This window comes from Paenibacillus aurantiacus (genome assembly GCF_042431225.1).
GTDB classification, from domain to species: domain Bacteria; phylum Bacillota; class Bacilli; order Paenibacillales; family Paenibacillaceae; genus Paenibacillus_Z; species Paenibacillus_Z aurantiacus.
In genome coordinates, this window is sequence record NZ_JBHMDO010000003.1 from 418,181 (window position 1) to 443,205 (window position 25,025).

The 25,025-nt window shown below is 59.9% G+C and carries 22 protein-coding genes; 4 read left to right on the top strand and 18 right to left on the bottom strand.

What is annotated here, in order from left to right; all coding sequences use genetic code 11:
• Window positions 1–18: 18 nt before the first annotated feature.
• The 14 genes from mobA to ACFFSY_RS02840 all read right to left on the bottom strand — a co-directional run bounded on the left by mobA (window position 19) and on the right by ACFFSY_RS02840 (window position 14,198).
• Window positions 19–660: a molybdenum cofactor guanylyltransferase gene (gene mobA, locus ACFFSY_RS02775; RefSeq protein ID WP_377489535.1), complete on the bottom strand. Its 642-nt coding sequence runs from the start codon at window positions 658–660 to the stop codon at window positions 19–21.
• Between the two features lie 384 nt (window positions 661–1,044).
• Window positions 1,045–3,651 carry a bifunctional acetaldehyde-CoA/alcohol dehydrogenase gene (adhE, locus tag ACFFSY_RS02780; RefSeq protein WP_377489538.1) on the bottom strand — a complete coding sequence of 869 codons (2,607 nt, stop codon included), beginning with the start codon at window positions 3,649–3,651 and terminating at the stop codon, window positions 1,045–1,047.
• A 522-nt stretch (window positions 3,652–4,173) separates the two neighbouring features.
• The gene (locus ACFFSY_RS02785) at window positions 4,174–4,743 is read right to left on the bottom strand and encodes a hemerythrin domain-containing protein (protein WP_377489541.1); all 570 of its coding nucleotides are present in this window, start codon (window positions 4,741–4,743) and stop codon (window positions 4,174–4,176) included.
• 171 nt (window positions 4,744–4,914) lie between these two features.
• Window positions 4,915–5,397, bottom strand: coding sequence for a hemerythrin domain-containing protein (locus ACFFSY_RS02790; RefSeq protein ID WP_377489544.1), 483 nt, complete (start codon window positions 5,395–5,397; stop codon window positions 4,915–4,917).
• 89 nt (window positions 5,398–5,486) lie between these two features.
• On the bottom strand, window positions 5,487–5,819 hold the full coding sequence (nirD, locus tag ACFFSY_RS02795) for a nitrite reductase small subunit NirD (RefSeq protein WP_377489547.1): 333 nt from the start codon (window positions 5,817–5,819) through the stop codon (window positions 5,487–5,489).
• A 26-nt stretch (window positions 5,820–5,845) separates the two neighbouring features.
• Window positions 5,846–8,299 (bottom strand): nitrite reductase large subunit NirB, encoded by a 2,454-nt coding sequence (gene nirB / locus ACFFSY_RS02800; RefSeq protein ID WP_377489550.1) that lies wholly within the window; start codon window positions 8,297–8,299, stop codon window positions 5,846–5,848.
• Between the two features lie 100 nt (window positions 8,300–8,399).
• Window positions 8,400–8,747 carry a hypothetical protein gene (locus tag ACFFSY_RS02805; RefSeq protein ID WP_377489553.1) on the bottom strand — a complete coding sequence of 116 codons (348 nt, stop codon included), beginning with the start codon at window positions 8,745–8,747 and terminating at the stop codon, window positions 8,400–8,402.
• A gap of 31 nt (window positions 8,748–8,778) precedes the next feature.
• The gene (locus ACFFSY_RS02810) at window positions 8,779–8,967 is read right to left on the bottom strand and encodes a hypothetical protein (RefSeq protein WP_377489556.1); all 189 of its coding nucleotides are present in this window, start codon (window positions 8,965–8,967) and stop codon (window positions 8,779–8,781) included.
• Entirely contained in the window at window positions 8,957–9,499 is a 543-nt protein-coding gene (locus ACFFSY_RS02815; protein WP_377489559.1) for a Rieske (2Fe-2S) protein, read from the bottom strand. Before ACFFSY_RS02815 ends, ACFFSY_RS02810 begins: the two co-directional genes overlap by 11 nt.
• A gap of 13 nt (window positions 9,500–9,512) precedes the next feature.
• The gene (locus ACFFSY_RS02820; RefSeq protein WP_377489562.1) at window positions 9,513–10,076 is read right to left on the bottom strand and encodes a 4Fe-4S dicluster domain-containing protein; all 564 of its coding nucleotides are present in this window, start codon (window positions 10,074–10,076) and stop codon (window positions 9,513–9,515) included.
• Window positions 10,073–12,274 (bottom strand): molybdopterin oxidoreductase family protein, encoded by a 2,202-nt coding sequence (locus ACFFSY_RS02825; RefSeq protein ID WP_377489565.1) that lies wholly within the window; start codon window positions 12,272–12,274, stop codon window positions 10,073–10,075. The genes ACFFSY_RS02820 and ACFFSY_RS02825 overlap by 4 nt, the downstream gene beginning before the upstream one ends.
• On the bottom strand, window positions 12,261–13,301 hold the full coding sequence (locus ACFFSY_RS02830) for a hypothetical protein (RefSeq protein WP_377489568.1): 1,041 nt from the start codon (window positions 13,299–13,301) through the stop codon (window positions 12,261–12,263). The genes ACFFSY_RS02825 and ACFFSY_RS02830 overlap by 14 nt, the downstream gene beginning before the upstream one ends.
• Window positions 13,302–13,440: 139 nt before the next feature.
• Window positions 13,441–13,806, bottom strand: coding sequence for a DUF3147 family protein (locus tag ACFFSY_RS02835; protein WP_377489571.1), 366 nt, complete (start codon window positions 13,804–13,806; stop codon window positions 13,441–13,443).
• Between the two features lie 29 nt (window positions 13,807–13,835).
• Window positions 13,836–14,198, bottom strand: coding sequence for a DUF3147 family protein (locus ACFFSY_RS02840; protein ID WP_377489574.1), 363 nt, complete (start codon window positions 14,196–14,198; stop codon window positions 13,836–13,838).
• A 737-nt stretch (window positions 14,199–14,935) separates the two neighbouring features.
• On the opposite strand from ACFFSY_RS02840, the gene ACFFSY_RS02845 reads away from it, so the two are divergent.
• Window positions 14,936–16,267 (top strand): NarK family nitrate/nitrite MFS transporter, encoded by a 1,332-nt coding sequence (locus ACFFSY_RS02845; RefSeq protein ID WP_377489577.1) that lies wholly within the window; start codon window positions 14,936–14,938, stop codon window positions 16,265–16,267.
• A 99-nt stretch (window positions 16,268–16,366) separates the two neighbouring features.
• Here the strand turns inward: ACFFSY_RS02845 and ACFFSY_RS02850 are convergent, their stop codons facing one another.
• Window positions 16,367–17,884 (bottom strand): glycoside hydrolase family 43 protein, encoded by a 1,518-nt coding sequence (locus tag ACFFSY_RS02850; RefSeq protein WP_377489580.1) that lies wholly within the window; start codon window positions 17,882–17,884, stop codon window positions 16,367–16,369.
• Window positions 17,885–18,028: 144 nt separating this feature from the next.
• Between ACFFSY_RS02850 and ACFFSY_RS02855 the strand changes: the two genes are divergently transcribed.
• Window positions 18,029–18,913 carry a helix-turn-helix domain-containing protein gene (locus ACFFSY_RS02855; protein WP_377489583.1) on the top strand — a complete coding sequence of 295 codons (885 nt, stop codon included), beginning with the start codon at window positions 18,029–18,031 and terminating at the stop codon, window positions 18,911–18,913.
• Between the two features lie 55 nt (window positions 18,914–18,968).
• On the opposite strand, the gene ACFFSY_RS02860 is transcribed toward ACFFSY_RS02855, so the two are convergent.
• The 3 genes from ACFFSY_RS02860 to ACFFSY_RS02870 all read right to left on the bottom strand — a co-directional run bounded on the left by ACFFSY_RS02860 (window position 18,969) and on the right by ACFFSY_RS02870 (window position 22,484).
• Entirely contained in the window at window positions 18,969–20,693 is a 1,725-nt protein-coding gene (locus tag ACFFSY_RS02860; RefSeq protein WP_377489586.1) for an ABC transporter substrate-binding protein, read from the bottom strand.
• Window positions 20,694–20,998: 305 nt separating this feature from the next.
• Complete coding sequence (locus ACFFSY_RS02865) at window positions 20,999–21,802, bottom strand: TrmH family RNA methyltransferase (protein ID WP_377489589.1); 804 nt, start codon at window positions 21,800–21,802, stop codon at window positions 20,999–21,001.
• Window positions 21,803–21,818: 16 nt separating this feature from the next.
• Window positions 21,819–22,484 (bottom strand): potassium channel family protein, encoded by a 666-nt coding sequence (locus ACFFSY_RS02870; protein ID WP_377489592.1) that lies wholly within the window; start codon window positions 22,482–22,484, stop codon window positions 21,819–21,821.
• A 142-nt stretch (window positions 22,485–22,626) separates the two neighbouring features.
• Between ACFFSY_RS02870 and sspI the strand changes: the two genes are divergently transcribed.
• Window positions 22,627–22,869 (top strand): small acid-soluble spore protein SspI, encoded by a 243-nt coding sequence (gene sspI / locus ACFFSY_RS02875; RefSeq protein WP_377489595.1) that lies wholly within the window; start codon window positions 22,627–22,629, stop codon window positions 22,867–22,869.
• A gap of 854 nt (window positions 22,870–23,723) precedes the next feature.
• Window positions 23,724–25,025 carry a DUF445 domain-containing protein gene (locus tag ACFFSY_RS02880; RefSeq protein WP_377489598.1) on the top strand — a complete coding sequence of 434 codons (1,302 nt, stop codon included), beginning with the start codon at window positions 23,724–23,726 and terminating at the stop codon, window positions 25,023–25,025.

Here is a 25,025-nt window from a genome sequence, read left to right on the forward strand (position 1 = left end):
CCTTCACTATGACATTGCTCACAGTTCGGCCGATTTTGCGGGATAGGCGCGATTGACCATGGACCCGGCTTGTTCAGCGTAGACACGCATCCAGTCCTCAGGCGACTGGATCGCGCGCACGAACCGGCTGCCGATGCCGCGGGCCCGGAACTCGGCCTCCTCCAAGGGCTGCCAGCAGATCGTCTCCAGCAGATCGGCTTTCGTCGTGCTGCCTTGGCTCAGCAAGGCCTCCAGCCGGTCTGCGCAGTCGCGGTCATATAGACCGTGAAGAGGATGAGGGCCGCCCTCCACCCACGGCAGAATAGCGTCCGCTCCTCCCGTCTGCCGCTCCCAGAGCAGCTTGGCCGCGGCCGCCGAAGGGTAAGGCATATGACAGCCGAGCAGCCAGACAGACCGGTTCTTCGCGAGGGCGAGGCCGGCGTGCATGCCGCTGAGCGGCCCGCTTCCCGGATAGTAATCGCTAATGATGCGGATGCTCCGATCGACCACGCGAAGGAAAGCCCCCGGCTGATCGGTGACGATCGTGACGTCGCTGCAGCATGCCTGCATTTCCCGGACTTGCTTCTGAATAAGCAGTTGGCCTTCCAGTTCATAAAAGGCGCGGTTCTCTCCATGGGTGGCGGCATGCCCGCCCCCTGCCAAGATGACGCCGGACAGCATAGGGATCAATCCTTTCGTTATCGAATGGCGGCGTATGCCTTGCCCTTCCATTACACCATGGGCTGGATACGCGCGCAGTGAGATGCGTCACCGTTGCTTCAACCCCCCTTGTTGCTTCCTCCCCCTTCCCCCTCCGCCGAGGGGAACCATAGGACTTCGCCCAGCTTATGCTTCCGAAGTGAGTTTTCCGCTGGAAAACTTCAGGACTCCCTTTTTCGTGCGGCACGTTTGTTCGCGGTCGGCGGGTCGGCTAGAGTTGGGCACGCTTTTGTCCTTTCGGACAAAGCTTCAGTGGGTTTTAAAGCGGTTCTAAGATCACAATCTCCTACAGTATCAAAAGGCTGCCGATCTTGCGGATCGGCAGCCGGACGAGGCACATTCGAATCAGAACTTGCCGTAGAAGGCATTGCGGTACACATCCGCCAGCTCGGCGACGAGCGGCATGCGCGGATTGGCGGTCGTGCACTGATCCTCGAAGGCGCGGTCGGCCAGGTAGTCGACCCGCGCCTCGAAATCGGCCGGATCAAATCCAAGATCCTGGAATTTCTCCGGAATGCCGAGCGACGCGTTCAGCTTGCGGATGGCTTCGATCAGGCTGTTCACGCCTTCTTCCGTCGTGCGGGCCGGCAGGCCGAGCATGCGAGCGATCTCGGCATAACGCTCATCGGCGACGAAATGGCCGTATTTCGGGAACGAAGCAAATTTCGTCGGCTTCTGCGCGTTATAGCGGATGACGTGCGGCATCAGGATCGCGTTCGTACGTCCATGCGCGGTATGATACTGCCCGCCCCATTTGTGCGCCAAGCTGTGGTTGATCCCGAGGAACGCGTTGGCGAATGCCATGCCCGCGATCGTCGAAGCGTTGTGCATTTTCTCGCGCGCGGTCGGATCTGCCTCGTGATAGGACTTCTCGAGATTCTGGAATACGAGCCGGATTGCATGCAGCGCCAGACCGTCCGTATAATCGCTCGCCATGACCGAGACGTAGGCCTCGATCGCATGCGTCAGCACGTCCATGCCAGTGTCGGCGACGGCGGTCTTCGGCAGGCTGTAGACGAATTCCGGATCGATGATCGCAACGTCCGGCGTCAGTTCGTAATCGGCGAGCGGGTATTTCGTATGGCCGTCCTTCTTGTCGGTGATGACCGCGAAGGAGGTCACCTCCGAGCCGGTGCCGGAGGTCGTCGGAATCGCAACGAACTTCGCCTTCTCGCCCAGCCGCGGGTATTTGTAGATGCGCTTGCGGATATCGAGGAACTTCTGCTTCAAGGAATGGAAGCTCGTGTCCGGGTATTCGTAGAACAGCCACATCGCTTTGGCCGCGTCCATCGGCGAACCGCCACCCAGAGCAATGATGCAGTCCGGTCTGAAAGCATCCATCACCGCCGTGCCGCGTTCGACGGTCTCGACCGACGGGTCTGGCTCCACGTCCGAGAACACTTCGATCGCGACCGGATTCGTCCGTTTGCGCAGGTAATATTCCAGCTTCTCGACGTAGCCGAGCTTCACCATCATCGCGTCGGTCACGACCAGCACGCGGGAAATGTCCGGCATCTTCTCCAAATATTGCGTCGCGCCTTTCTCGAAGTAGACCTTCGGCGGAATTTTGAACCACTGCATATTGACCGTCCGGTACGCCACGCGCTTGATGTTGAGCAAGTTCACGGCCGAGACGTTGGACGTCGTCGAGTTATGGCCGTAGGAGCCGCAGCCCAGCGTGAGCGAAGGCAGGTTCGTGTTGTACAGATCGCCGATGGCGCCGTGGGTCGATGGCGAGTTGACAATGACCCGACCCGTCTTAAGCCGTGCAGCGAACGCTTGGATGACCGCGTCGTCATTCGAATGGATGACCGAGGAGTGGCCCAAGCCCCCGAAGGCGACCACTTCCGCCGCGCGTTCGATCCCCTGCTGCGCGTTCTTGACTTTGTAACACGCCAGCACCGGGCTGAGCTTCTCGGCCGACAGCGGGAAGGAAGGACCAACGCCCGCGAGCTCGGCGACGAGAATCTTCGTCCCTTGCGGCACTTGAATGCCGGCCATCTCGGCGATCTTCACGGCCGGCTGGCCGACGATGACCGCGTTGACGGCGCATTTGTCGCTGTTGATCGCGAGCTTGGATACCGCCTCGGTCTCGGCTTTATTCAGGAAATAACAGCCGCTGTCCCTCATCAGCTTGCGGACTTGGTCGTAGACCGGCTCTTCGATGATGACCGCCTGCTCGGAGGCGCAGATCATGCCGTTGTCGAACGTCTTCGATAGAATGAGATCCGTCACGGCCCGCTTCAGATCGGCCGATTGCTCGATGAAGCACGGCACGTTGCCCGGCCCGACGCCCAGCGCCGGCTTGCCCGTGCTGTACGCGGCCTTGACCATGGCCGAGCCGCCCGTCGCGAGCACGAGCGCCACGTCCGGATGGTTCATGAGCAGCCCCGTCGCGTCCAGCGACGGCGTCTCGATCCATTGCACGCCATGCTCCGGCGCGCCGGCCGCGATGGCCGCATCCCGCAGGATGCGGGCCGCCGCCGCGCTGGACTGCTGCGCGGAAGGGTGGAACGCGAAGATGATCGGATTGCGCGTCTTGGCGGCGATCAGCGCCTTGAACATCGTCGTGGACGTCGGGTTCGTGACCGGCGTGACGCCGGCGATGATGCCGACCGGCTCGGCGACCAATTTGTAATTCTCGAAGGCGTTCTCTTCGATGACGCCCACCGTCTTGGCATGCTTGATGCTGTGATAGATGTATTCCGTCGCAAAAATGTTCTTGGTGATTTTGTCCTCGTAGACGCCGCGTCCCGTCTCCTCCGCCGCCATCTTCGCCAGCGCCATATGTTGGTCCAATCCAGCGAGCGCCATTGCCTGCACGATGCGGTCGATTTGTGCCTGATCCATGCCGAGATAAGCTTCCTGCGCCTGCCTTGCGCGAGCTGCCAGCCGGTTCACTTCTTCCTGCGCGGAATGCTGCGCTTCGAGCTTGCTTTCTTTAACAGCCATGGTCTTCTCCTCCTTGGAGATGTGGATTCGGTAAGACGCATCTCCTCTATGGCTTCATCTTACCGCCCTCATGACTGGTAAACTATGACATTGCTCACAGGTCGGAAAAATCGTTGCCTGCCCCGCATCCCCTTCGGAGGCTGCCGGAATCAGTGACGTTGGCCTTCCGTCCGCACGCCTCTTCAGAATCGGGTACCCCGCGCCTCGGATGGCCCGATCGAATCGATCTTGGTTCTCTTCATCCCCGTCGTTGTTCGTCGCCCGCCCGAACCTTTGCCATCAATGCCGGATTATGCGTTCATCATCTTGCGCCCGCAACAAAGGCCCGCCGTGATCTATCGCACAGGCGGGCCATCCGGTGGGCGGCATACGCACCCTCGTTCATGAATTGTCCCTTTCTCCCTCAGCCGGCTGGCCATCCCCAACACGGCAATCCGAGCAAATCCAGCTGTTCCCCGGCGCCGCGCCGTCCCTAGTCGTCCGTCTGCATTGTTCGCAGGTGATCATCGCTTCAAGCCTCCTTTACGAGAACAAATAATCCATATCCGTCAGAATGTCTTCCGCCATCGGATAGATCAGCTCTTCCTCCATCTCAAAATGGCTCGTCAAAATCAAGCAGCCCTGCGTCAGATCATCGCAGCTTTGCTTGACCTCCGTCAGCTTGGCCCCTTGCGTGTCCATGCTCAACAGGCCAATCAATGCATCGCTCTTCTGCAGGAACGATTCGAAGAACTGGACCGCCAGCTCGTGATCCTTCTCGAGCACCCATAGCGAGGGCATAATGGTCGGCTCCATCTTCAGCTTGTAGTACCGGGAGAAGAACGGGAACAGCTCCCCGTCCTCCCACGTCGAGTGGCGCTCCAGCAGCGCGAGCAGCGACGCCGCCTGGGTCCGCAGCTCGGACAGGAGCGGAGCGGCCTCGATCAAGCTCGTGCTGGAAGCTGCACGCCGGCTGAGCTCGCACAGCGCGCCGCACCGGTCCTTCAGTTGTTCATGCTCGCGCTGCAGCCGCTGCGCCAGCTCCATGAACCCGCTGATCCGGGCCGAATTGCCCGGCTCCAGCGTGGCGGCTTTGCTCGTCGTCATCTGCATGGTCTCTCGCCTCCGCTTCGATCCTCTAATTCTGCTCGTGGCTTTATTCCGCATAGAGATGTCCGCATGTCTCGTCCATCGCTTCCACCATGTCACACGCCTCCTTGCCTTGGCATTCGCTTCTGATGACTTTAGTGTAACCGCATCGGGCGTTTCTCGGTGTGAAATTAATCACATACTCAGCCGCGATTCGCACAGGGGCACGAGCAGCTCCGTCTCCGAGTCCACGTGTCTGCGGACCAAGCGGCATGCATGGACCAGCTCCGTCATGCCCAGCCGCAGCAGCTGTTCATCCCGCAGCTCGAAGTAGACCTTCATATTGTGAAGATAGGCTTGGTAGCATTGATCCGCGTGCCAGTGCTCCTTCTCCAGCATCCAGAGCGACGTTGGCAAATCGGGATTGCTCTCCATCGGAAATAAATCGGTCAGCAGCGGAAACAGCACTTCGCCTTCCCATTGCCCGTGCCGGGCGAGCTCCGCGCCAAGCGCTTCCGCGATATGTTCCACGAGCCGGATTCTGGAGCGCTCCGCCGCAGCCGGGCAGCTCTTCACCTCTTCGGCCATCCGGCAGGCGCGCGCAGCCGCCTCGCGAAGCTTGTCGTGATCCTCGCGAAGCCGGTGCAGCGTGAATTGTAATTCGGGCTTGGTTTGCATCCTCTTCCCCCCATAGCGTATCGGTTAAGCTGATTGGTTTTGGGGATGCATCCGAACAGCCCGGCATCCCTCTTCGCGCTTCCTCGAATTTAGGCGGGCACCTCGATGTGCACGTAACCATCCTCGATCTTGACCGGGTACGTCCGCGCTTGACCGGTATCCGGCTCCTGCACCAACCCGTCCCGGAGCGAGATCTTCAAATCCCGCAGCGGGCAATAAATGTAGTGTCCGCTTACGATCGCCTCCGCGAGCGGGCCGCCCTTGCGGTGCGGCGTACGGTTCTCGAGGGCATACATGCTGCCGTCCGTCGTGCGGAATACCGCCAGCGCAAGCGAGCCGATCCGCACCTCCTTCCCCGCTCCCACGGGGAAGGACAGCAATGGGCCCACCGCCCTGTAAACCAGTTGCGTCTGTACGCTCATCGTTCTCCAACCTCCTTCATCCGTTTTCAGTCTCGTGCCACTTCGATCAGGTGGAAGTATTCCTGCTGCAGCTTGCCGCTCTCCACGATTTCGCGCCACGGATCGGCAAGCTTCGCGAGCGCCGTCTCCACGCGCCCGATGAGCGCCTTCCGGTTGTCGGCATCCTCGATGACGAACTTCCGCACCTGCTCCAAGCCGATCCGCTCGAGCCAATCCGAGGTGCGCTCCGCGTAGTTGCCGGTCTCCCGGTAGTACTGAATGAACGCCCCGCAAGTGTCCACAAGTTCCTCGTCGTCCTTCACCTTGCACAGCAACTCCGCTTCCTTCATCCGGATGCCGCCGTTGCCGCCGACGTACACTTCCCAGCCGCCGTCGTTGCCGACGATGCCGAGGTCCTTCGTACCCGATTCGGCGCAGTTGCGCGGACAGCCGTTGACCGCCATTTTGAACTTCGCCGGCATCCACAGCCGCTCGAATTTCTGCTCCAGCCGAATGCCCATGCCGATCGAATCCTGCGTGCCGAAGCGGCAGAAGCGATTGCCGACGCAGGTCTTGACGGTCCGCAGCGCCTTCGCGTAGCCGTAACCCGACGGCATGCCGAGCTCTTCCCATATCGCGGGGAGATCCTTCTTGGCGATGCCCAGCAGGTCGATCCGCTGGCCGCCCGTCACCTTCACCATCTTGGCGCCGTACTTATCCGCGGCATCGGCGATCTGGCGCAGCTGTTCCGGGGTCGTGACGCCGCCGTACATCCGCGGGATGACGCTGTACGTGCCATCTTTCTGAATGTTCGCGTGCAGCCGTTCGTTGACGAACCGCGAGTTGCGTTCATCCTCGTGCTCCTGCGGCCACGCCATGCCCAAATAGTAGTTCAGCGCCGGCCGGCACTTCGAGCAGCCTTCGGGCTGCCGCCAGTCCAGCACCGCCATCACTTCGCGCACGCTCGTCAAATGCTTCTCGCGGATGGCCGCCACAATGTCGTCCCGGGTATGGTCCGTGCAGCCGCAAATGCCGTGTTTGGTCTCTTGCTTATCTTGATAGCCGTCGCCCAGCACGAATTGCAGCAGCTGTTCGACAAGCGGCTTGCAGCCGCCGCACGAGCGCGTCGCGCCCGTCTTGACCTTGATCTGGTCGACGGTCGACAGGCCGTCCTCGCGGATGACCCGCACGATGTCGCCCTTGGTAACGCCGTTGCAGCCGCAGACGATCTCCTCGTCGGCCATGCCTTGGACGGCCGAGCTCTTCTTGCCCCCGCCCCCGCAGCAGCCGGAGCCGCCGCCGAACAGCTCGGCGTAGAGCTCATCAGACATCTCGCCGCCCTCCCGCACCAGGCGGGCGAGCAGCGGAGCGTCCGTCACGTCGCCGTACATGACCGCGCCGACGATTCGCTTGTCGCGAAGCAGCACCTTCTTGTAGACGCCGCGCCACTCGTCGTGAAGGCGCAGCACCCGGTGATCAGGGGCATCGAGGTATTCGCCGGCGGAGAACACGTCCACGCCCGAGATTTTCAGCTTGGTCGATACCGTCGAGCCTTCGTACGGCGCCGTGTTCGCGCCCGCGATCGTCTTCGCGAGGACCGCGCCTTGGTCGAACAACGGCGCGACCAGGCCGTAGCAGACGCCCCGATGCTCGCAGCATTCGCCCACCGCATACACGTCCGGCGCGCTCGTCTGCATGTAGTCGTTCACCTGGATGCCGCGGCCGGTCGCGATGCCGCTCGCCTTCGCCAATTCCGCGTTCGGCACGATGCCCGCGGACATGACGACCAGCTGCGCGTCCAGCTCCTCGCCGCATTCGAACCGAAGACCGCTCGCCTCCGTGCCCCCCAGCACTTCGACGGTCTTCGCGCCCATGCGGAACTTGATACCCTGGCGCTCCAGTTCGGCCTTCAGCATCCCCGCCGCCGTCTCGTCTAATTGACGCTCCATGAGCGTATCCATCAGATGGACGACCGTCGTCTCCATGCCTAGCTGGACGAGCCCTTTGGCCGCCTCGAGCCCGAGCAGCCCGCCGCCGATGACCGCCGCCTGTTTCACGCGCCCGGCCGCTTCGATCATCGCTTCGCAGTCCGCGATATCCCGGAAGCCGACAACGCCCTTCTTGTTTGCACCCGGAATCGGCAGCACGAACGGCTTGGAGCCGGTCGCGATGACCAGCACGTCATAGTCCGCACTGTCGCCTGCCTCGGTATACACCCGCTTCGCCGCCGTATCGATCCGCACGACCTTTGTGCCCGTATGCAGCGCGATTCCGTTCTCCTCGTACCAGTCCCGGCTGTTCAAAATAATATCGTCGATCGTCTTGCTGCCTTCCAGCACGTAAGACAACTGGATCCGGTTATAGTTGGGGTGCGGCTCCTCGCCGTACACGGTTATCTCAAAAGCGTTCGTCAGCTTCAAAATCTGCTCCAGCGCATTGACGCCGGCCATGCCATTGCCGATTAGAACCAGCTTGCGCCGCGCGTTGTTCGTTCCGGTCATGATTATCACATCCCAATCTTCTTGGTTATGGGTTCATTATAAGAAAACCGGTTCGGCTTGCCTGTGACATAAATCACGCGCGGGAAGCTTAATTTTGCGCTCATTGTTCGGCATGCGCCCGTCCTTCGACAGGCGTTCGTTTCTTCAGCCGGCATGGCCCGTAATCCGCCTTCGGGATCACCTCGGCCTTGATGCCCGCCAGCCAAATCCACCACGATTCCGGCAGCTTGTCGTCGAGCCAGTCCATCAATTCCGCCTCCGACCGCCATGCCGCCAGCCCGTTCGCCCGGACGATCGCGATCTCCAGCCCCTCCTCCGCGCTCGTCTCGGTCCCGATCGCCGCGCCGGCGAACAGCTTACGCGCCAGCGCCTCCGCTTCGCCCCCCAAGTCGCCGCCCCAACCGATCGGCCGGATGAAGCAAAGATCGGCGTTATATTCGCACGTCATCCGCGCGCCTCCCTTCCCTCGTTACTCCTCATCACTCCGTATCCCGTTCCCGCCGGTAGAGCCAGAGCGCGACAGGGAACAGCACCACGTTCAACCCCGCGAAAAGGAGCGTGAGCGCGTAACGTTCATAGAAAAAAGCGTTCACCACCTGCTGCGTGCACACGATGCACAGCAGCAGGACGAGACTTAGATAGATCACGCCCCGATAACTACGTTTCATAGCGCTTCACCCCGGTGGCGTAGACGGTCCCTTGCTTCACTTGAAGCTCGATCTCGGGCAGTGGCCTTCTTGGCGGTCCGGCCTTCGGCTTCCCGGTCCGCACGTCGAAGACGCCGTGGTGGCAAGGACAGAGCAGGTCGCCCTCCGCCTTGTCCCAGAACACCGGGCACTTCAGATGCGTGCAGGCATTGTGGTAAGCCTTGTATTCGCCGTCGCCTAAGCGCACCAGCAGGGCGGTATCGTGCTCGCCGGGATACGCGAATTCCAGCGCCTCCCCCACCGGCAGATCGGCAGCCGACCCGATGACCCGTTCCGGGTATTCGCGCTTGCTCCCCTCTGCCAGATGCTTCGCCGCGATCGCGCCCCAAGGCAGCGTCGAGACCGCGAAGACGCCGGCGGCGCCGACCATCGTCTTCAGGAAGCTGCGGCGGTCCAGCTTCCGTTCATGGAACTTGCGGATGTTATGCGTGTAATTATCTTCGTTCAAGGGCACATCGGGCGCTTGCGTTCTCTTATGGTTGTCCTCGCTCATGCTGGTGGCCTCCTTAATACAGCTTTTGTATGCCTTGAAGAATGCCGGGCAGGCTGATTTTGACGTTCGTCTCGCCTTCGAGCGGGGGCTCCGGGGAACGGCTCGCGCTCCACTGCCCGATGGCGTGCCGCTGCTCCTTGGCTTTCCATTCTTCCTCGGTCAGCCACTGCAGCGTATTGGTCGGGCAGACCGATGCGCACATTGGCGGAATGCCTTCTTTGGTCCGGTCGTAGCAGAGGTCGCATTTGTACATCAGGTTCTGGGCCCGATCGAACTTCGGAATGCCGTACGGGCAAGCGATCGTACAGTTCTGGCAGCCGACGCACTTCTCGGTAAGCGCCGAGAGGACCGCCCCTTCCTTCGTCACTTGAATCGCCTGCGCCGGGCAGCTGCGCGCGCAGGCCGGGTCGACGCAGTGCAGGCACATAAGCGGGATCGTCTGCCGGTCCACGAACGGGTTCACGTCGAGCACGTAGTTGCGGTTGCGCTCGTCGTGGCCGCCGCATTGCGTGCAAGCCGCCAGGCAGCTGCGGCAGCCGACGCAATTGTCCATTTCGATATAGAGATATTGCTTCATCGGGAGTCTCCTGTCTGGGCAGATGCGAATTGAGATACCGCCTTGACCTTCTCGATCTGGGCGGCGCACGCCTTGAACTCCGGCATGCGGGACATCGGGTCGAGCGCGGCGATCGTCAGCAGATTGACCGAGTCGTCATGGCCGAAGTGATAAGGCACGAACACGGTATCCGGACGAATCGCCTCCGTCAGCTTCACCTTGAAGCGCGCCTCGCCCCGCCGGGTATGCAGCCGCACCGTCTCCTCATGCGCGATGCCGTACTGCTCCGCCGTCTCCGGATGAACCTCGACGAACGGCTCCGGACACATCGCATGCAGGAACGGGATGCGCCGCGTCTGGTTGCCGGACAAGTAGTGGTATACGACCCGTCCCGTCGTCAGGCGCAGCGGGTATTGCTCGCATGGTTCCTCCGCCGGCGGCCGATACGGAAGCGCGCACAGCTTCGCTTTGCCGTCCGGATGATAGAACGTCTTGTCCAGGAACATATGCGGCGTGCCGGGATCCTGCTCGTCTTTGCACGGCCAGAACACGCCCTGCTGCCGGTCGATCTTCTCCCAGGTCGCGCCGAAGTAATCGGCGTAGCCGCCTTTGGAAGCGAGACGGAATTCATCGTTAATCGCCCGCGCAGAGGTCAAGTGGCGGAAATAATCGCCTCTGCCAAGCCGCTCCGCCAGCTCGATCTGCATAAGCCAATCCGGCTTGGACTGCCCGATCGGCTCCTGCGCCTTGTTGATCTTGATGATGCGGCCCTCCAAGTTCGTCACCGTGCCTTCGTCCTCGCTCCAGGTCGTGGAAGGCAGCACGACGTCGGCGAACTCGGCCGATTCGGAGAGGAAAATATCCGAGCACACCATGAAGTCGAGGCTCATCAGCGCCGCCCGCACCTCGTTCAGATTCGGCGCGGAGACGGCCGGATTCGAGCACAGCAGGTAGAGACTCCGGATCGTCTTGTTCGTCATGAGCTCGAACATTTCGTAGGCCGAGATGCCAGGCGCCGGCATTTCCTCCGGCCGGATGCCCCATACGCGGGCGATCTCCTCGACGTGCTTCGGATTCGTGATTTTGCGGTAGCCCGGCAGCGCGTCGGCTTTCTGCCCGTGCTCCCTGCCGCCTTGCCCGTTCCCTTGCCCCGTGAAGGTCGCCACGCCGGACTTGGGCCGTCCGATCTTGCCTGTCACGAGGCACATATTCGTGTAAGCGGACACGTTGTCCGAGCCTTTATGCTGCTGCTCGATGCCGCGGGCGAACATGACGACCGCGTTCGGCGCCTTGCCGTACAGCTCGGCCGCGCGGATCAGCTTCTCCGGCGCGACGCCTGTTATTTCGCTCGTATATTCGGGGGTGAACAACTTCACCGTCTCGGCCAGCTCCTCGATCCCGTTCGTATGCGCCCCGATGAATGCCTCGTCGGCGTAGCCCCCGGCCAGGAGCAAATTCACCATGCAGTTGGCGAGCGCGAGATCCGTCCCCGGCCGCAGATCGAGGTGAAGGTCGGCGCGCCTGGCGATCGGGGTCTCCCGCGGATCGACGACGATCAGATACCCGCCCCGGTTCTGCACCTCCCAGATGCGGAACATCGAGGTCGGGTGGCATTCCGCGGTGTTGCTGCCGGCAATAAACAGGCAATCCGTCTCGTTCAAATCGGTCCATGGCAGCGTCGACCCCCGATCGATGCCGAACGTGCGCATGAAGCCGGCGGCCGCGCTGGACATGCAGAATCGTCCGTTATAATCGATGTACCGGGTTTGCAGGCCGACGCGCGCGAATTTGCCGGTCAGGTAGCATTTCTCGTTCGTCATGGACACGCCGCTGAAGACCGATAGCGCATCCGGGCCGTAGCTGCTCTGCAGCGATTTGAACTTGCGCACGATCAGGTCGTACGCTTCCTCCCAGGAGGCTTGTCGGAACCCTTCCTTCGTCCCGCGCAGCGACCGGTCGTCCCGGATAAGCGGCGTCATGAGACGATCGCCGTGATTCGTCTGCTGGTAGGCGGTGACGCCCTTCGGGCACATCTTCCCGAGCGTGACCGGCCAATCGTAGCGCGGCTCGACGCCGATAATCGTATTCGTGGCCGTGTTGACGCGCAGATTCATGCCGCACTGCATGCCGCAATAGGAGCAGTGGGTCGCAACGAGTTTCTCGCCGGGATGATGCTTGTTCGCGATGGGCGCCTTGGCGGCTCCGTTATCCTTTGGCATCTTGGTTCGCCTCCTTCACGCGGAATTGATGGGTCGGGATGCCCGTGAACCGGGACATCCGGTATTTGCGGCGGCAGGGCAGGCACAATTCCGCCAAGTGAGCGCCTTCCTCCGTCTTGAACTCCAGGTTGTTCTGCTTGAGCACGTCGACGACGTCCCGCGACTGTTCGGCCGATACGAATTCCGTTCCGCACACCTTGCACGCCTTGGGCGCCGTCTGTCCGTAGTGATCGCGGTAATTCCTCGCCAGTACGCTGAGCGGCCGCATCGGAATATGCGCCAGCTTGCCGAACGGCAGATAGAGCAGCGTCAGAATGACGGACCATTGATGGATAAGCGACATGACCGGATGGCCGAAGCCGTGCAGGAAAATATTGCTGAACGTTAGCAGCAGCCCCGTCACCGAGATGAACAGCAGCAGGTACAGCGGCAGAAAATCATACGCGAAGCTTTGCTCCGCCAGCGCCTGCTTGTTGCGCAATCGCCGGTACAGCGCCATGCAGACGCCGCCGATGACCATGAACGCCGTAATATTGAGCGCATTGTAGAACAGGAATGCGATCCAGCCGTCCGCAGGCACCCGCATCAGATCGATGCCGAAGCCGACGACGGTGTAATAGCCGTTATCCGCCATCGTGAAGTACATCCAGCCGAACACGAGCGGGAACGTGACGAACGCGGACAGGATGCATCCCCAGCCGAGCAGAATATGCTGCAGCCAGCGGTACCACCCGCGGTTCCAGATGAACCGGTGCACGACGAGATGATCCGCCGCCACCGCGGGGGTCGATCTTCGGAATACCAGCCGGATCCCCTTGCGAAGCAGGATGCGGGTCGGCGGCCGATCCGCCCAAGCCATGAAGCGGTAGAAGAAACCGCCGATAAACACCACCGTGCCCACCATGTATCCATACAGCGCCAAGTCCAGATGCGTAAAAAATCGCGATCCGATATACATTAGCACGGCTAGCGCGCAAACCGCCGCAAAGACGTTCCTCGCCCATCTCGAAGCAAATGCTCGATTCATTCTCCTTGCCCCCCGCTTCCAACGTTTCTGTTCGTAGTAGACCACAAACGCGAAGCGCCCCGCTGTGATGAATGTCACTCGCAGGGCGCCGGATTGTTCCCGTCCTATGAAGCATGCTGTACCCATTCGCTCATCCCGTTTATCCCTTGGCCCGGGCCTGCATCCAGCCGCGAACCTTATAGATCGCCATCGCGCTTAGGAACCAAACGGTTACGCCGAGCAGAAGGCTGAACCACCACAGTCCCGTCGTCCGCAGCGCATAGAGCACCGTGAGCACGCAGGCGGCGCAGCCCGTCATCCCGTAGACGGAGCCTCTGGCGACGGCGGCGGCCTTGTCCGAACCCTGGCTGATGCCCATCATCAAGACAGCCACGATCATGACGGCCGGGAAGGCGGCGAAAATACCGCCGAGCGCTTTCCATGGCAGCAGCACGGAAGCGACGTAACTAAGGACGACGGCCAGACCGCCGAGTATGAATCGGAGCAATAACTCGCTTGTTCTCATCGGAATCCCTTCTTTCTATGCGATGCGGCCTAAGCGGCGAACATGAAGTACGATATCGAGATTGACGCCATCAACCAGCCGAGCACAGACAAGGATAGTCCCTTCTTCCATCCTTTGCTCGCGCACAATACGCCCACCGCGACTGCGCACGCCACGTTAATGCCCATGCCGATGAGCGCGCCTTCGGACAAATCGATTGACCTCGCGACGAGCGCCTCTCCCGCATGGTCGAATCGGATCGTAAGCAGCGCTGCCAGGAACACGGCCGGGAACGCGGCGAAGATGCCCCCGATGGCCCCGCCGGATCGCTTCGCGATGAGCGAGGCCGCAGCGACGGCCCCCCCGCCGAGAGCGAATCGCAGAATTATGGCTGTAAGCGATAGATGAAGCATGGCGAATCTCCTCCGTTTAACGATGTGAATAGTTAGCATGAATGATAGGTTCAAGTAGAAACCCGATGGGCGTTAACAGCGTGAACCACAATGCGAATGAACCGTTGTGTAAATTAAGAGGTTAGCCGCGTAAACGACTTCACGTATGAACAGCTGCGAAGTTAAGAAGTTAGTAATGCAGGCGACCTTGGTTATGAAAATAAGAAGCTAACAGCGAAAGCGACCTTGGTAAATGAACAACGATGAAATAAGAAGTTAGCATCATAACGAGCTTGGTGGATGAACAGCTATGAAAATAAGTTAGCGGCGTAAACGACTACGCGTATGAACGAACTTGCTGGAGTTCGCGACTTAACCATTCACGGCGAATTACCGGCCATACACTAGAAGTTAACAACCTAATTTCGTCAAATACCTCTACAGAAAATTTAACAACCTAATTTCGTCAAACGCCTCTGCCACGTGAAAATTTTCACTTTCCCTTGAATGACTCGAGCATACCACCTGGCACCTACTGCCGCTGTAACGAATATCACAGCCGGTCGCCGGCTTTCGTTGCCCGCGATGCCGCCGCGCGTTGTGACAAATCCCCAATCCCGGTTGTTTATTTTTAACAAGCGATTGTGATTTATTTTACAGTGCGACCCCGCCGCCCCTTGCTACACTGGGTTCATCAAAGCACGGTGCGGGCCGCGAACGACGAAGATCGAGCCCGCATCCGACGGGAGGCACTCGTTATGGCAAGAATTAATCAATGGAACCCCGAGAACGCCGAATTTTGGGCTCGGGAAGGCAAGCGCCACGCCACGCGCAATTTGTGGATTTCGGTCCCCTCGCTCATGCTCGCGTTCATCGTGTGGCAAATTTGGTCCGTGGTCGCGGTCCGGCTGAACGATATCGGCTTTGCCTTCACGGAGAGCCAGCTGTTCACGCTCGCGGCAATTCCCGGCCTGGTCGGCGCGACGATGCGGTTCGTGTACACGTTCGCGGTCGGCATCGTCGGCGGGCGCAACTGGACGGTCATCTCGACCGCCCTTCTGCTCATCCCTGCGATCGGGATCGGCGTGGCGGTCCAAGATCCGGGTACGCCATATTCCATCATGCTGCTGCTCGCCGCGCTCTGTGGCCTTGGCGGCGGTAACTTCTCTTCGTCGCTGTCCAATATCTCGCTCTTCTTCCCGAAGAAAGAGAAGGGCACGGCGCTCGGCATTAACGGCGGACTTGGCAACATGGGCGTCTCGGTCGTCCAATTCGTCACGCCGCTGATCATTACAACCGGCACCTTCGCCGCGCTGTCCGGCGATGGCCAACTGGTGAAGGACGGGCAGCAGTTCTGGCTGCAGAACGCCGCCTTCATCTGGGTCGTCCCGATCGTGCTCATGACCGTCATCGCCTTCTTCGGCATGGACAATCTGCCGGGCGCGAAGCAGTCGTTCGCCAGCCAGTTCGCCATCGTCAAGCGGAAGCACACGTGGATCATGACTTACCTGTACGTCGCGACGTTCGGTTCCTTCATCGGGTTCTCGGCGGCGTTCCCGCTGCTGCTGAAATCGCAGTTTCCGGACCATGTCTCGCTCGCTTTCCTAGGCGCCTTCATCGCCGCGGCGGCCCGTCCTTTCGGCGGATTCATCTCGGATAAGCTCGGCGGCGCCAAGGTCACCTCCATCACGCTGTTCATGATGGGACTCGGCTCGCTCGCGGTCATTTATTTCATCCAGCAGGGCAGCTTCGCGGGCTTCCTCGTCTCGTTCCTGGTGCTGTTCCTGGCGGCCGGCACGGGCTCCGGCTCGACCTTCCAGATGATCCCGTACATCTTCCCGGCGAAGGAAGCGGCGCCCGTGCTCGGCTTCACCGCGGCGTTCGCAGCCTACGGCTCCTTCTTCATTCCAAAGCTGTTCGGCTGGTCGATCAATGCCACCGGCTCCTACGTGACCGCCTTCTACGTCTTCATTGGCTTCTACGTCGTGGCGATCGCGCTAAATTGGCTGTTCTATCAAAGCAAGCGCGCCGAGGTCACCTCCTTCGTCACGGCGAAGGAGGCGGCGGATCAACCGAAGGCGGCGCATTAATCCGCACCTGTTCCCGGCGCTTCCGTTCGAACGGCAAACAAGGGTTAGCGGTGCATCTTGGATGCGGTCGCTAACCCTTTTCATATGCGCGAGGCTGCTTCAATCCAACGCTTCATAATCGAACCAGTCGAAATGCGCGGGCGTCCTCGCTGCCGAGCCGCTGCCGGTGGCATACATCGCGATGATCACGCCCGTAAAACCTCCCGCCATCTCCGCCGCCAACATCGCGCATTCCCCCCGGCCGAACCAGAAAGGCTCCCGATCGTCGCCGCTCGCGAACCCGAATGCGTACTGCTCCCGATCCGCTCGCACCGTCAGCACGATCGAAGCTTCGCTCCACGGCGCCTCGTTCTCCACCTTCCACAGACTTCCGATCCTTCTTCGGAACACCACTTTGCGTTCGCCGCGAATCCGGGTCACCGCGATCTCGTAATGGAACCGTTCATTCATGAAGACGGTCAACCCCGCTTCTTCCCCGTCATGCTGCGGATCGAACGCCATCAGGGCGGAGGCGCGGCAGGCGAAATGCTGCTGTCTGCGGCCGACGAACGCGGGCGTGCCGCCGTCGTTCAAGGTGGACGGAGTCCCGTGAAGGGTCAAGCAGCTTGTTTGCTCCGCGAGCGTCCAATGCGGCGGATTCGGCGTGCGCAGGAACGTCCATGCCGGCGAAAGCCGCGCCGCCTCGAAGTGGTCCCGGACCGCAGGCGCGGGGAGCGGGCGAAGCGCAAGACCATCCGCCGGCATGGCGTCGGCTACCGTGCCGCCTTCGCCGATGATCGGCCATCCGTCCGCCGTCCACGTGACCGGCGCCAGGAACGTCTCCCGGCCCAAATGGTGGCGCATCGGATAACCCGCGGGCCGAATGCCGAGGAAGACCGCCCACCACCGTCCGTCCGGCGTCTGCACGAAGTCCCCGTGCCCCGTCGCTTGGATCGGACGCTGCAGACTGCGATGCGTCAAGATCGGATTATGCGGGCAGCTCTCGAACGGACCGTCCGGCTGCGTGCTTCTTGCCACCGTCGCCATATGCCCGTACTCGGTGCCGCCTTCGGCAATGAGCAGATAATACCATTGGCCGATCCGGTACAGATGCGGCGCCTCCGGGAACTGTCCGCCCGTTCCTTTCCAGATGAGCTTAATGTCCGAGAGCCGCTGTCCTGTTCTCAAGTCGATCCGGCTTTGATAGGCCCCTTGCCCATCTCGATCCCACGAGGTCGAGTAGTAGACAGCCCCATCGTCGCCGAAGAAGAGATCGGGATCGATGCCTGGCTGATCGACGAAGATCGGGTCCGACCATACGCCGCGGGGATTGTCCGTATAGACGATGAAATTGCCGCCGCCCGACACGTTCGTGGTCGTCATATAGAACATGCCTTCATGGAACCGGATCGTCGGCGCGTAGATGCCGCCCGACGTCCACGCCTTGCTCAGATCGAGCTGCTCCGGACGCGTCAGACAGTGGCCGATCGGCTCCCAATGGACCAGATCCTTACTGTGGAATAACGGCACGCCTGGTGAATATTCGAACGAGCTCGTGACCAAATAGTAGTCCTCGCCCGACCTGCACACGCTCGGGTCCGGATGAAAGCCGCTTATGACGGGATTGCGATAATGCATGGTTATGCTCCTCTAGTTTAATTTTGAAGCCGCACGGTTTCTTTGCTAGCACCTGCCAGGAAGCGGTGACTTGGTCTTGATCTTACGCTCGGGAACAGGGATGATAGAATCATCATCCGAATACGGCGAAGGGAGGATGCCCCCTTGAGCAGCGTATATTTGACCTGGTTTACGACCGACGAGCAATTCCCGTTCTTCATCCAGTACGGCGGGCACGACGAGGACACGGAGCTGCATCGGCACGTCGATTTCTCCGAGCTCGTCATCGTTCTGCATGGCCATGCGACTCACATCGTGAATAATGAGACCTCGTTTATTAAGAAAGGGGACGTCTTCGTCATCAACGGGGACACGCCCCATGGCTACAAAGACCCCCATCAATTCAAAATCTGCAACATCATGTACCGGGCGGAAATGCTTCGTTTTGCAGGACCCGATCTGCGGACGTCCAACGGCTATCAGGCCTTGTTCGTTTTGGAACCCTACTATCGCAGCATCCAACCCTATCCAAGCAAGCTCAGCTTGCCGATCCCGAGCCTGGAATACGCCGCGTCGCTCGTCTCCGGACTGATGGAAGAATATCAAGGACAGACGCAAGGCTATCAGACGATGCTGCTCTCCCGGTTCATGGAGCTCGTCGTCTACCTCGCCCGGCAGTATGATCGCCAGGAGAACGGGAGCGCCAACAATCTGCTGCATTTGGCCGCCGCGATCTCCTATATTGAAGATCACTATTTGGAGCCGCTCTCGCTCCAGACGATCGCCGATCATGCCAACGTGTCGGTCCGGCACTTGAACCGGATTTTCCGATCCTATTATCAACTGACGCCGATCTCGTACTTGCTGCGGCTGCGCTTGGAGCGCGCGTTTCACCTCTTGAAGCAGACGAATCGCCCGATCACGCAAGTATCGTACGAGTGCGGTTTTAACGACAGCAACTATTTCACCCGCCAATTCACCAAAGCGTACGGCGTGTCCCCTAGCTTATTTCGGAAGAACGAGGGGGCGGCGGAGCCTGGCCGGGCATGAGGGTAGGCAGCCAACGTGCGACCGAGCATCGCGTGCCGCCCTCTCCCACCCTGGCCTATTTCCACATTTCGATGCGCGCTTGAACCAGTTCTTTGCGCAAGTCCTCGGCCTTCTCGACCCCGGCCTTCGCAAGCTCCGCCATGTAATCGTCCCAGATCCGGTCGAAATCAGCCGGCTTGGCGAGAATCGCTTCCGGAATTCGTTTCCACGTGATGCTTTTCAGCTTCTCGTCGAGCACGGTAATTTCGCTGTCGCCGGGAACCGGAATGTTCCAAGCCGCGCCCCACGGACGAACCGGGAACTCTTCTTCCTTCGGGAACAGATCCTTCCACGTCGTCGCGCCGTACGCTTTCAGCACTTCTTTCTCGACGTCGTTGAAATCGGCCACGATCTGCTCCGGGAATCGGGTCGTGTAATAGTTGCCGCTCGGATCCTTCACCCCGTCGCCGTAATGAGGCGCCAGATTCAAATAATGCCCGATGCCCGACTCCTTCTGGAACGTGGCGGCATCGTTGATTTTGCGGTCGTTCACGTCCTTCGGTATCGCGCGTTTGCCGCCTGCGACTTCGTAGTGCTTGCCTTCGATGCCCCAGTTCATCAACACTTGGCCTTCGTCGGAGGCGAGGTAGTCGAGGAACTTGATCGTGCGCACCGGGTCCGGGTTATTGACCGAGATCGCGATGCCGTAGCCGCCCATGAAGCCGGTCGGCCAGAAGCTCGTATCCTTGTATTCCTCCGACAGCGTAACCGGGTAATGGCCGTAGCCGTATTCGAATTTCCCTTCGGCTTTGAGCGCCTTCTCCCCATCGCCATAGTTCCAATCCTGATCGATAAGACCGAGCACGCGGCCGGACGCGACCTTCGCCTTGTATTGGTCATACTTCTGCACGAAGCTCTCCGGATCGAGCAGCCCTTCGGCGTTCATATGATTCAGCCAGCGGAAGTACTCCTTCTCGACCGGGCGGCGAAAATGGTACGTCACCTCCTGCGTGTCGAAGTCGATGAAATATTCGCCGTCGCCCGGCGCGCCAGTCGCCATCGGAGCCGGATCGGTGACGGAAATATACATCCGCCAATCGTCGGCGTTCAAGGACAAGCCGATGTTCGGGTTGCCTTTCTCGTCCGTCGGATGCTTCTCGAGGTAGGTCTTGATCGCGTTCTCGAAATCCTTCACCGTGCGAATCTTCGGATAGCCGAGCTCCTTGACGACCCGGTGCTGCAGCTCGAAGCCGCCGCCGGCATTGAAGCTCGTCTGCCCGACGCCCGCGTAGGTCGGCAGCGCATAGATCGCCGAGTCCTCGCTGCTGTAACGCGCGCGCTTGATCTCCTCGCCGTACACCTTCTTAATGTTGGGCGCATGCTCTTCGATCAGATCGGTCAAATTAAGCACGGCGCCGGCATCGACGAACTTGTTGATGCTGCCCTTCGCGCTGATGAGATCCGGATAATCGCCGCTGGCCGCGATCAAGGCCGACTTCTGCACCGGATCGCCAACCGCGAATTCGGCTTCGAGCGTAATGCCTGTTTTCGCCGTGATCGCCTTGCCGACGTCATCCTGCATATCCGACCAGTTCGGGTTCGGATCCTCGCTGTAGAAGCTTAGCGTAAGCGGTTTCAAATCTCCGCCGGAAGCATTGCCGCCTGCGGCATTCGAATTTTCGGCAGCATTGCCACCGTTGCCGGCTTGATTCGGCTCTTTCGCGCCACTGCAGCCTGCCAGCAGTCCGCCCATCATCGTTGCGGCCAGCAGCAGCCCCGGCCACTTTCTTGTTTTGGTCATGTTCATGCCCCTCCTCGATCGTCGTCGCAAACGTTTACTATATTGTTCTTGCGCCTCTTCTTGTTGTCTATGATACTTTGTATGCGCCGTTCAACTAGCATTATATCGATCGCGCTGCCCGTCGCACCTTGATAATAGAGTCAGGAAGTAGCATGATCTGGCCATTAAAGAGACTGACGCGGACAACCTCACTAATCGTCTGTAAGTCTATCTGCCTGTTGCATGCTAAAATAAAAAATCCGCCATCGTGGCGGATTTCATCTTATACCTTCCTTATCATGCTTATCCCATTCTCTATTCGCGCGCTACCCAAAATCCCGCTGCCGCAGCGCCTCATACAACAGCACCGTCGTGGCCATCGCGACGTTGAGCGACTCGGACTGCCCCTTCATCGGAATGATGACGCGATCGTCCAGTTGCGCGAGCGCCGCCGCCGACAGCCCATCCGATTCGCTGCCCATGAGCAGCCACGTCGGCCCGCGCCAGTCGTGGGCATAGCAGTTCGCGGACGCTTGAAGGCTCGTCCCGACGAGCCTCATTCCTTCGGCCTTCGCCGCGGGAAGCAGCTCGCTCAGGTCGCCCTCTACCACCGGCACGTGGAATAAGGAGCCCATCGTCGAACGCACGGTCTTCGGGTTGTACAGATCGACGCAGCCTTTGCCCAGCACGACCGCATCGGCCCCTACTGCATCCGCGCTGCGGATGATCGTGCCGACGTTGCCGGGGTCGCGTACGCCGTCGAGGACGACGACCAGACCATTCGCGCGGTATAGCGCATCGGGATCGGCTTCTAATTTGCGCACGACGCCGAACACCGGGGGCGGCGAGTCCGTCCCTGTGCATTTGGCGATGATCGCGCGCGTCGTCTCGATCACCTCGTATTCGCCGTTCGCCTGCGCAAGCGTGCTTCGAAGCTCCTCCGGCACGCCCCGCTCCATATCGTAGACGACGCTCTCAAGACCCGCGCCTGCTTGCACCGCTTCTAGAATAAGATGAATGCCTTCTATAATAAACTTCCCGCCGCGATCGCGGTGTTTCTTCTCCAGCAGCGACGCCATCGCTTTGACTTTGTCGTTCTGCGCGGAGGTAATGGTTATAATCCGATCCATGCTCACTGTTCGCTGCTCAGCCTTCCACGTATTCGATTTCCAGTCGCGCCAGATCCTCGTTTTTGCCGACGATGACGAGGATATCCTGCTCCCGGATGATGTCTTCTGCATAAGGGGATATGTTCATGTGATCCCCGGATTTGATCGCCAGCACGTTGCACTTGAATTTGGCGCGCACGTCCAGCTGCTTCAAGTTGCGTCCGACCGCCTGGGAAGGCGCCTTCAGCTCGACAATGCTGTAAGCGTCGGACAGCTCGATGTAGTCGAGAATATTCGGCGAGATGAGATGGTGCGCCACGCGAAGGCCCATGTCCCGCTCCGGATAAATGACCTTGTCCGCGCCGATTTTGCCCAGCACTTTGCCGTGGAGCTCGTTCTGCGCCTTGACGATCAGCCGCGGCACGCCCAAATCCTTCAGGATGAGCGTCGTCAAAATGCTCGCCTGAATGTCGGCGCCGATCGCCACGACCACGACGTCGAAGTTCCGAACGCCGATGGCGCGAAGCGCGTCCTCGTCCGTCGTATCCGCCGATACGGCATGCGTTACCTGGTCCGCTATGTCCTGAATTTTTTGCTCATCCCGATCGATGGCAAGCACTTCAAACCCCAGATTCGTCAATGCGCCCGCGACGCTGGAGCCGAACCGCCCCATGCCGATGACCGCGAATTGCTTTTTCGCCATGCCCGAGTATCTCCCTTCGGATAAACCTGCACACGTTGCCCATTATACCATAAATCGGCGATCGATCCGCAAACCGCGCACGGCATGAAAGACCCCCGACAAGGCCATATTATATGCGATAACGAGTGATGGAGGGATACGTGTGAAGGTAACGCTCGATTTGCGGCAAGCCATCATTAATCGGGTCCAAAATAAATCCAACGACGAACTGCGAGGCGTCATCACCGATTCGATCGGCGGAGACGAAATGGCGCTTCCCGGTCTTGGCGTTCTGTTCGAAGTCATCTGGGAGCAGAGCACAGAGCCCGACCAGCAGAAAATGGTGCAAACGCTATATGACCATCTTCGCCAAACGGAAGCCGTCGCGAACCCAAGCCCAAGTTAACCAAGATCGCCGCTTAGACGGATGATCCCACTGTAATGTAGCGTTCGCTGATTCCAAGCGTTTTAGCCGTCCTGCAACAGGGACTCAGGCCAGCGCTTGGGACAGCATACCCTTTACCCTTCATCATCGGCACGCCGCGAAACAATACCGGCACGAGTCATTCCGCGCGCATTCCATTGTTCGATCGTTTTCGCGTAACCGCCATCCAGCTGCCGCGCATTTCAGTCACTGGACGTAGTCCAGACTCGCTTCGCGCTCCTGACTTCTTACTTCTTCATTCCCGCTCTTCAATTTTTCATCACTCTCCAGCATTACAGGCCATTTTCTCAGCATTTCTGTCACTCCGAGCATTCCAATAGCGCAAGTTTCCCTTATGTCTCTTTCCAGCCATTACAGGCCATTTCTCAGCATTTCTATCACTCCGAGCACTCCACAGCGCTAGTTTCCCCTATGTCACTCTCCAGCACTACAGGCCACTTCTCAGCATTTCTGTCACTCCGAGCATTCCAACAGCGCCATTTTCCCATATTACTCTCCAGTACTACTGACCAGACCGCGTTTGCCGCACATCACTCTCGGCGCTACAGTCCAATCTTCTGCCGCACATCACTCTCTATCTTCATCGTCACTCGCCACCGTCATATTTCATCTTCAGGCTCCACCGCATACCCGCCTTCCGTTTCCTCCTCGCCCGTCCTCGGTCGGTTGTAGAAATATCCCCCTTCCCTTATACTGGTTACGTTTATTCTATATTTTCTTCGATAAGCGTTCGGTTCTGTTAGCGTCAGGCACCTGCTTGTTTAATTAGAACCAAACCTGCAGACCCTAAAGCAATCCTGGATTGGAGCAACCCTATGATCAAAAAAGACCATGTGAAGCGTTACGCCGACTCCGCGCTCACGCTCTCGTTCGTGGGCACTCTCGCCGCTTATCCCTTTCAACACACGTTCTGGGGCGGCCTATGTTATTCCGGGTTCAGCGCGGCGACCATCGGCGGCTTGGCCGACACGTTCGCGGTCAGCGCCCTCTTCCGTCAGCCGCTCGGCATTCCGTGGCCCCGTTTCATGGGAACCCGCATTATCGCGCGCAACCGTGACCGGCTCATTAACGAGATCGTGGACATGGTTCAGCATGAGCTGTTGTCGCTGCCGAGCATTCGGCGGAAAGTCGAACAATTCCAAGTCGCGGATATGCTGGAGACCTATTTGACCAAGCACGGCGGCGAAGCGGATCTGACCCGGCTGCTGCAGCGGTTCGCGTCCGAGGCGATGGAAGGCGCCGATATCGGCGAGCTGGCCCGCAAGGTGCAGGCGTTTCTCCTCGATCACGCGCATAACTTCCAAGCCTCCGACCTGCTCGCAGACGTAGCGGACTGGACGATTCGCAACGGCTATGACGACAAGCTGCTCGACTTCCTCATCCGCGAAGGCATCCGTTTGGTCAAAACAACCGAGCTTCGCCAGGCGGTGGAACAGCTCGTTGCTTCCGCGCTGAAAACCTACGAAGGCGACCGCAATAACCGCAAATTCGTCAACTCGGTCGCCGGTATCAACCCGGTCAGCATGAGCCATGTCGTCCAAATGAAGCTCGCGCTCGCGCTGCAGCAGCAGCTTCGTCCCGACAATCCGAAGCGCCTGCACCTCAAAGAGCTGCTGGCGGAATATGCCCGCCGGCTGCGCGAAGAAGAAGCGCTGCGCGAGAAGGTCGAACGCGGCAAGCTGCAGCTCATCGCTTTCGCCCGCGAACATTTGGACCTCGGCGCCATGCTGGAGGAATGGCTGCGTCGGCTGAAGCCTGATCCGGCTGCGGCGGCCGAAGAAAAAGGTGCGGCGCGCAGTACACCGGATCAAGAACGCTCCGAATGGATGCATCGCCGAATCGCCGAGTTCGTCCGCAAATTCAGCGGCAGCCGCGCCTCGCTCGAGAGTTTGGACGGCGCACTGAAGCAAGCCGCCATGCGGGGCTTCGAGCAGAAGCACGATGCCATCGGCCGGCTCGTGCGCGAGGGCTTGGAGCAATTCACCGAAGCCGAACTGATCCGTTTCGTCCATGACAAAGCCGGACGCGATCTGCAGTTCATTCGGCTGAATGGCACGGTCGTCGGCGGCCTGATCGGTCTGCTCCTGTTCCTGGCGACCGGCTGGGGGGTGAGGTAG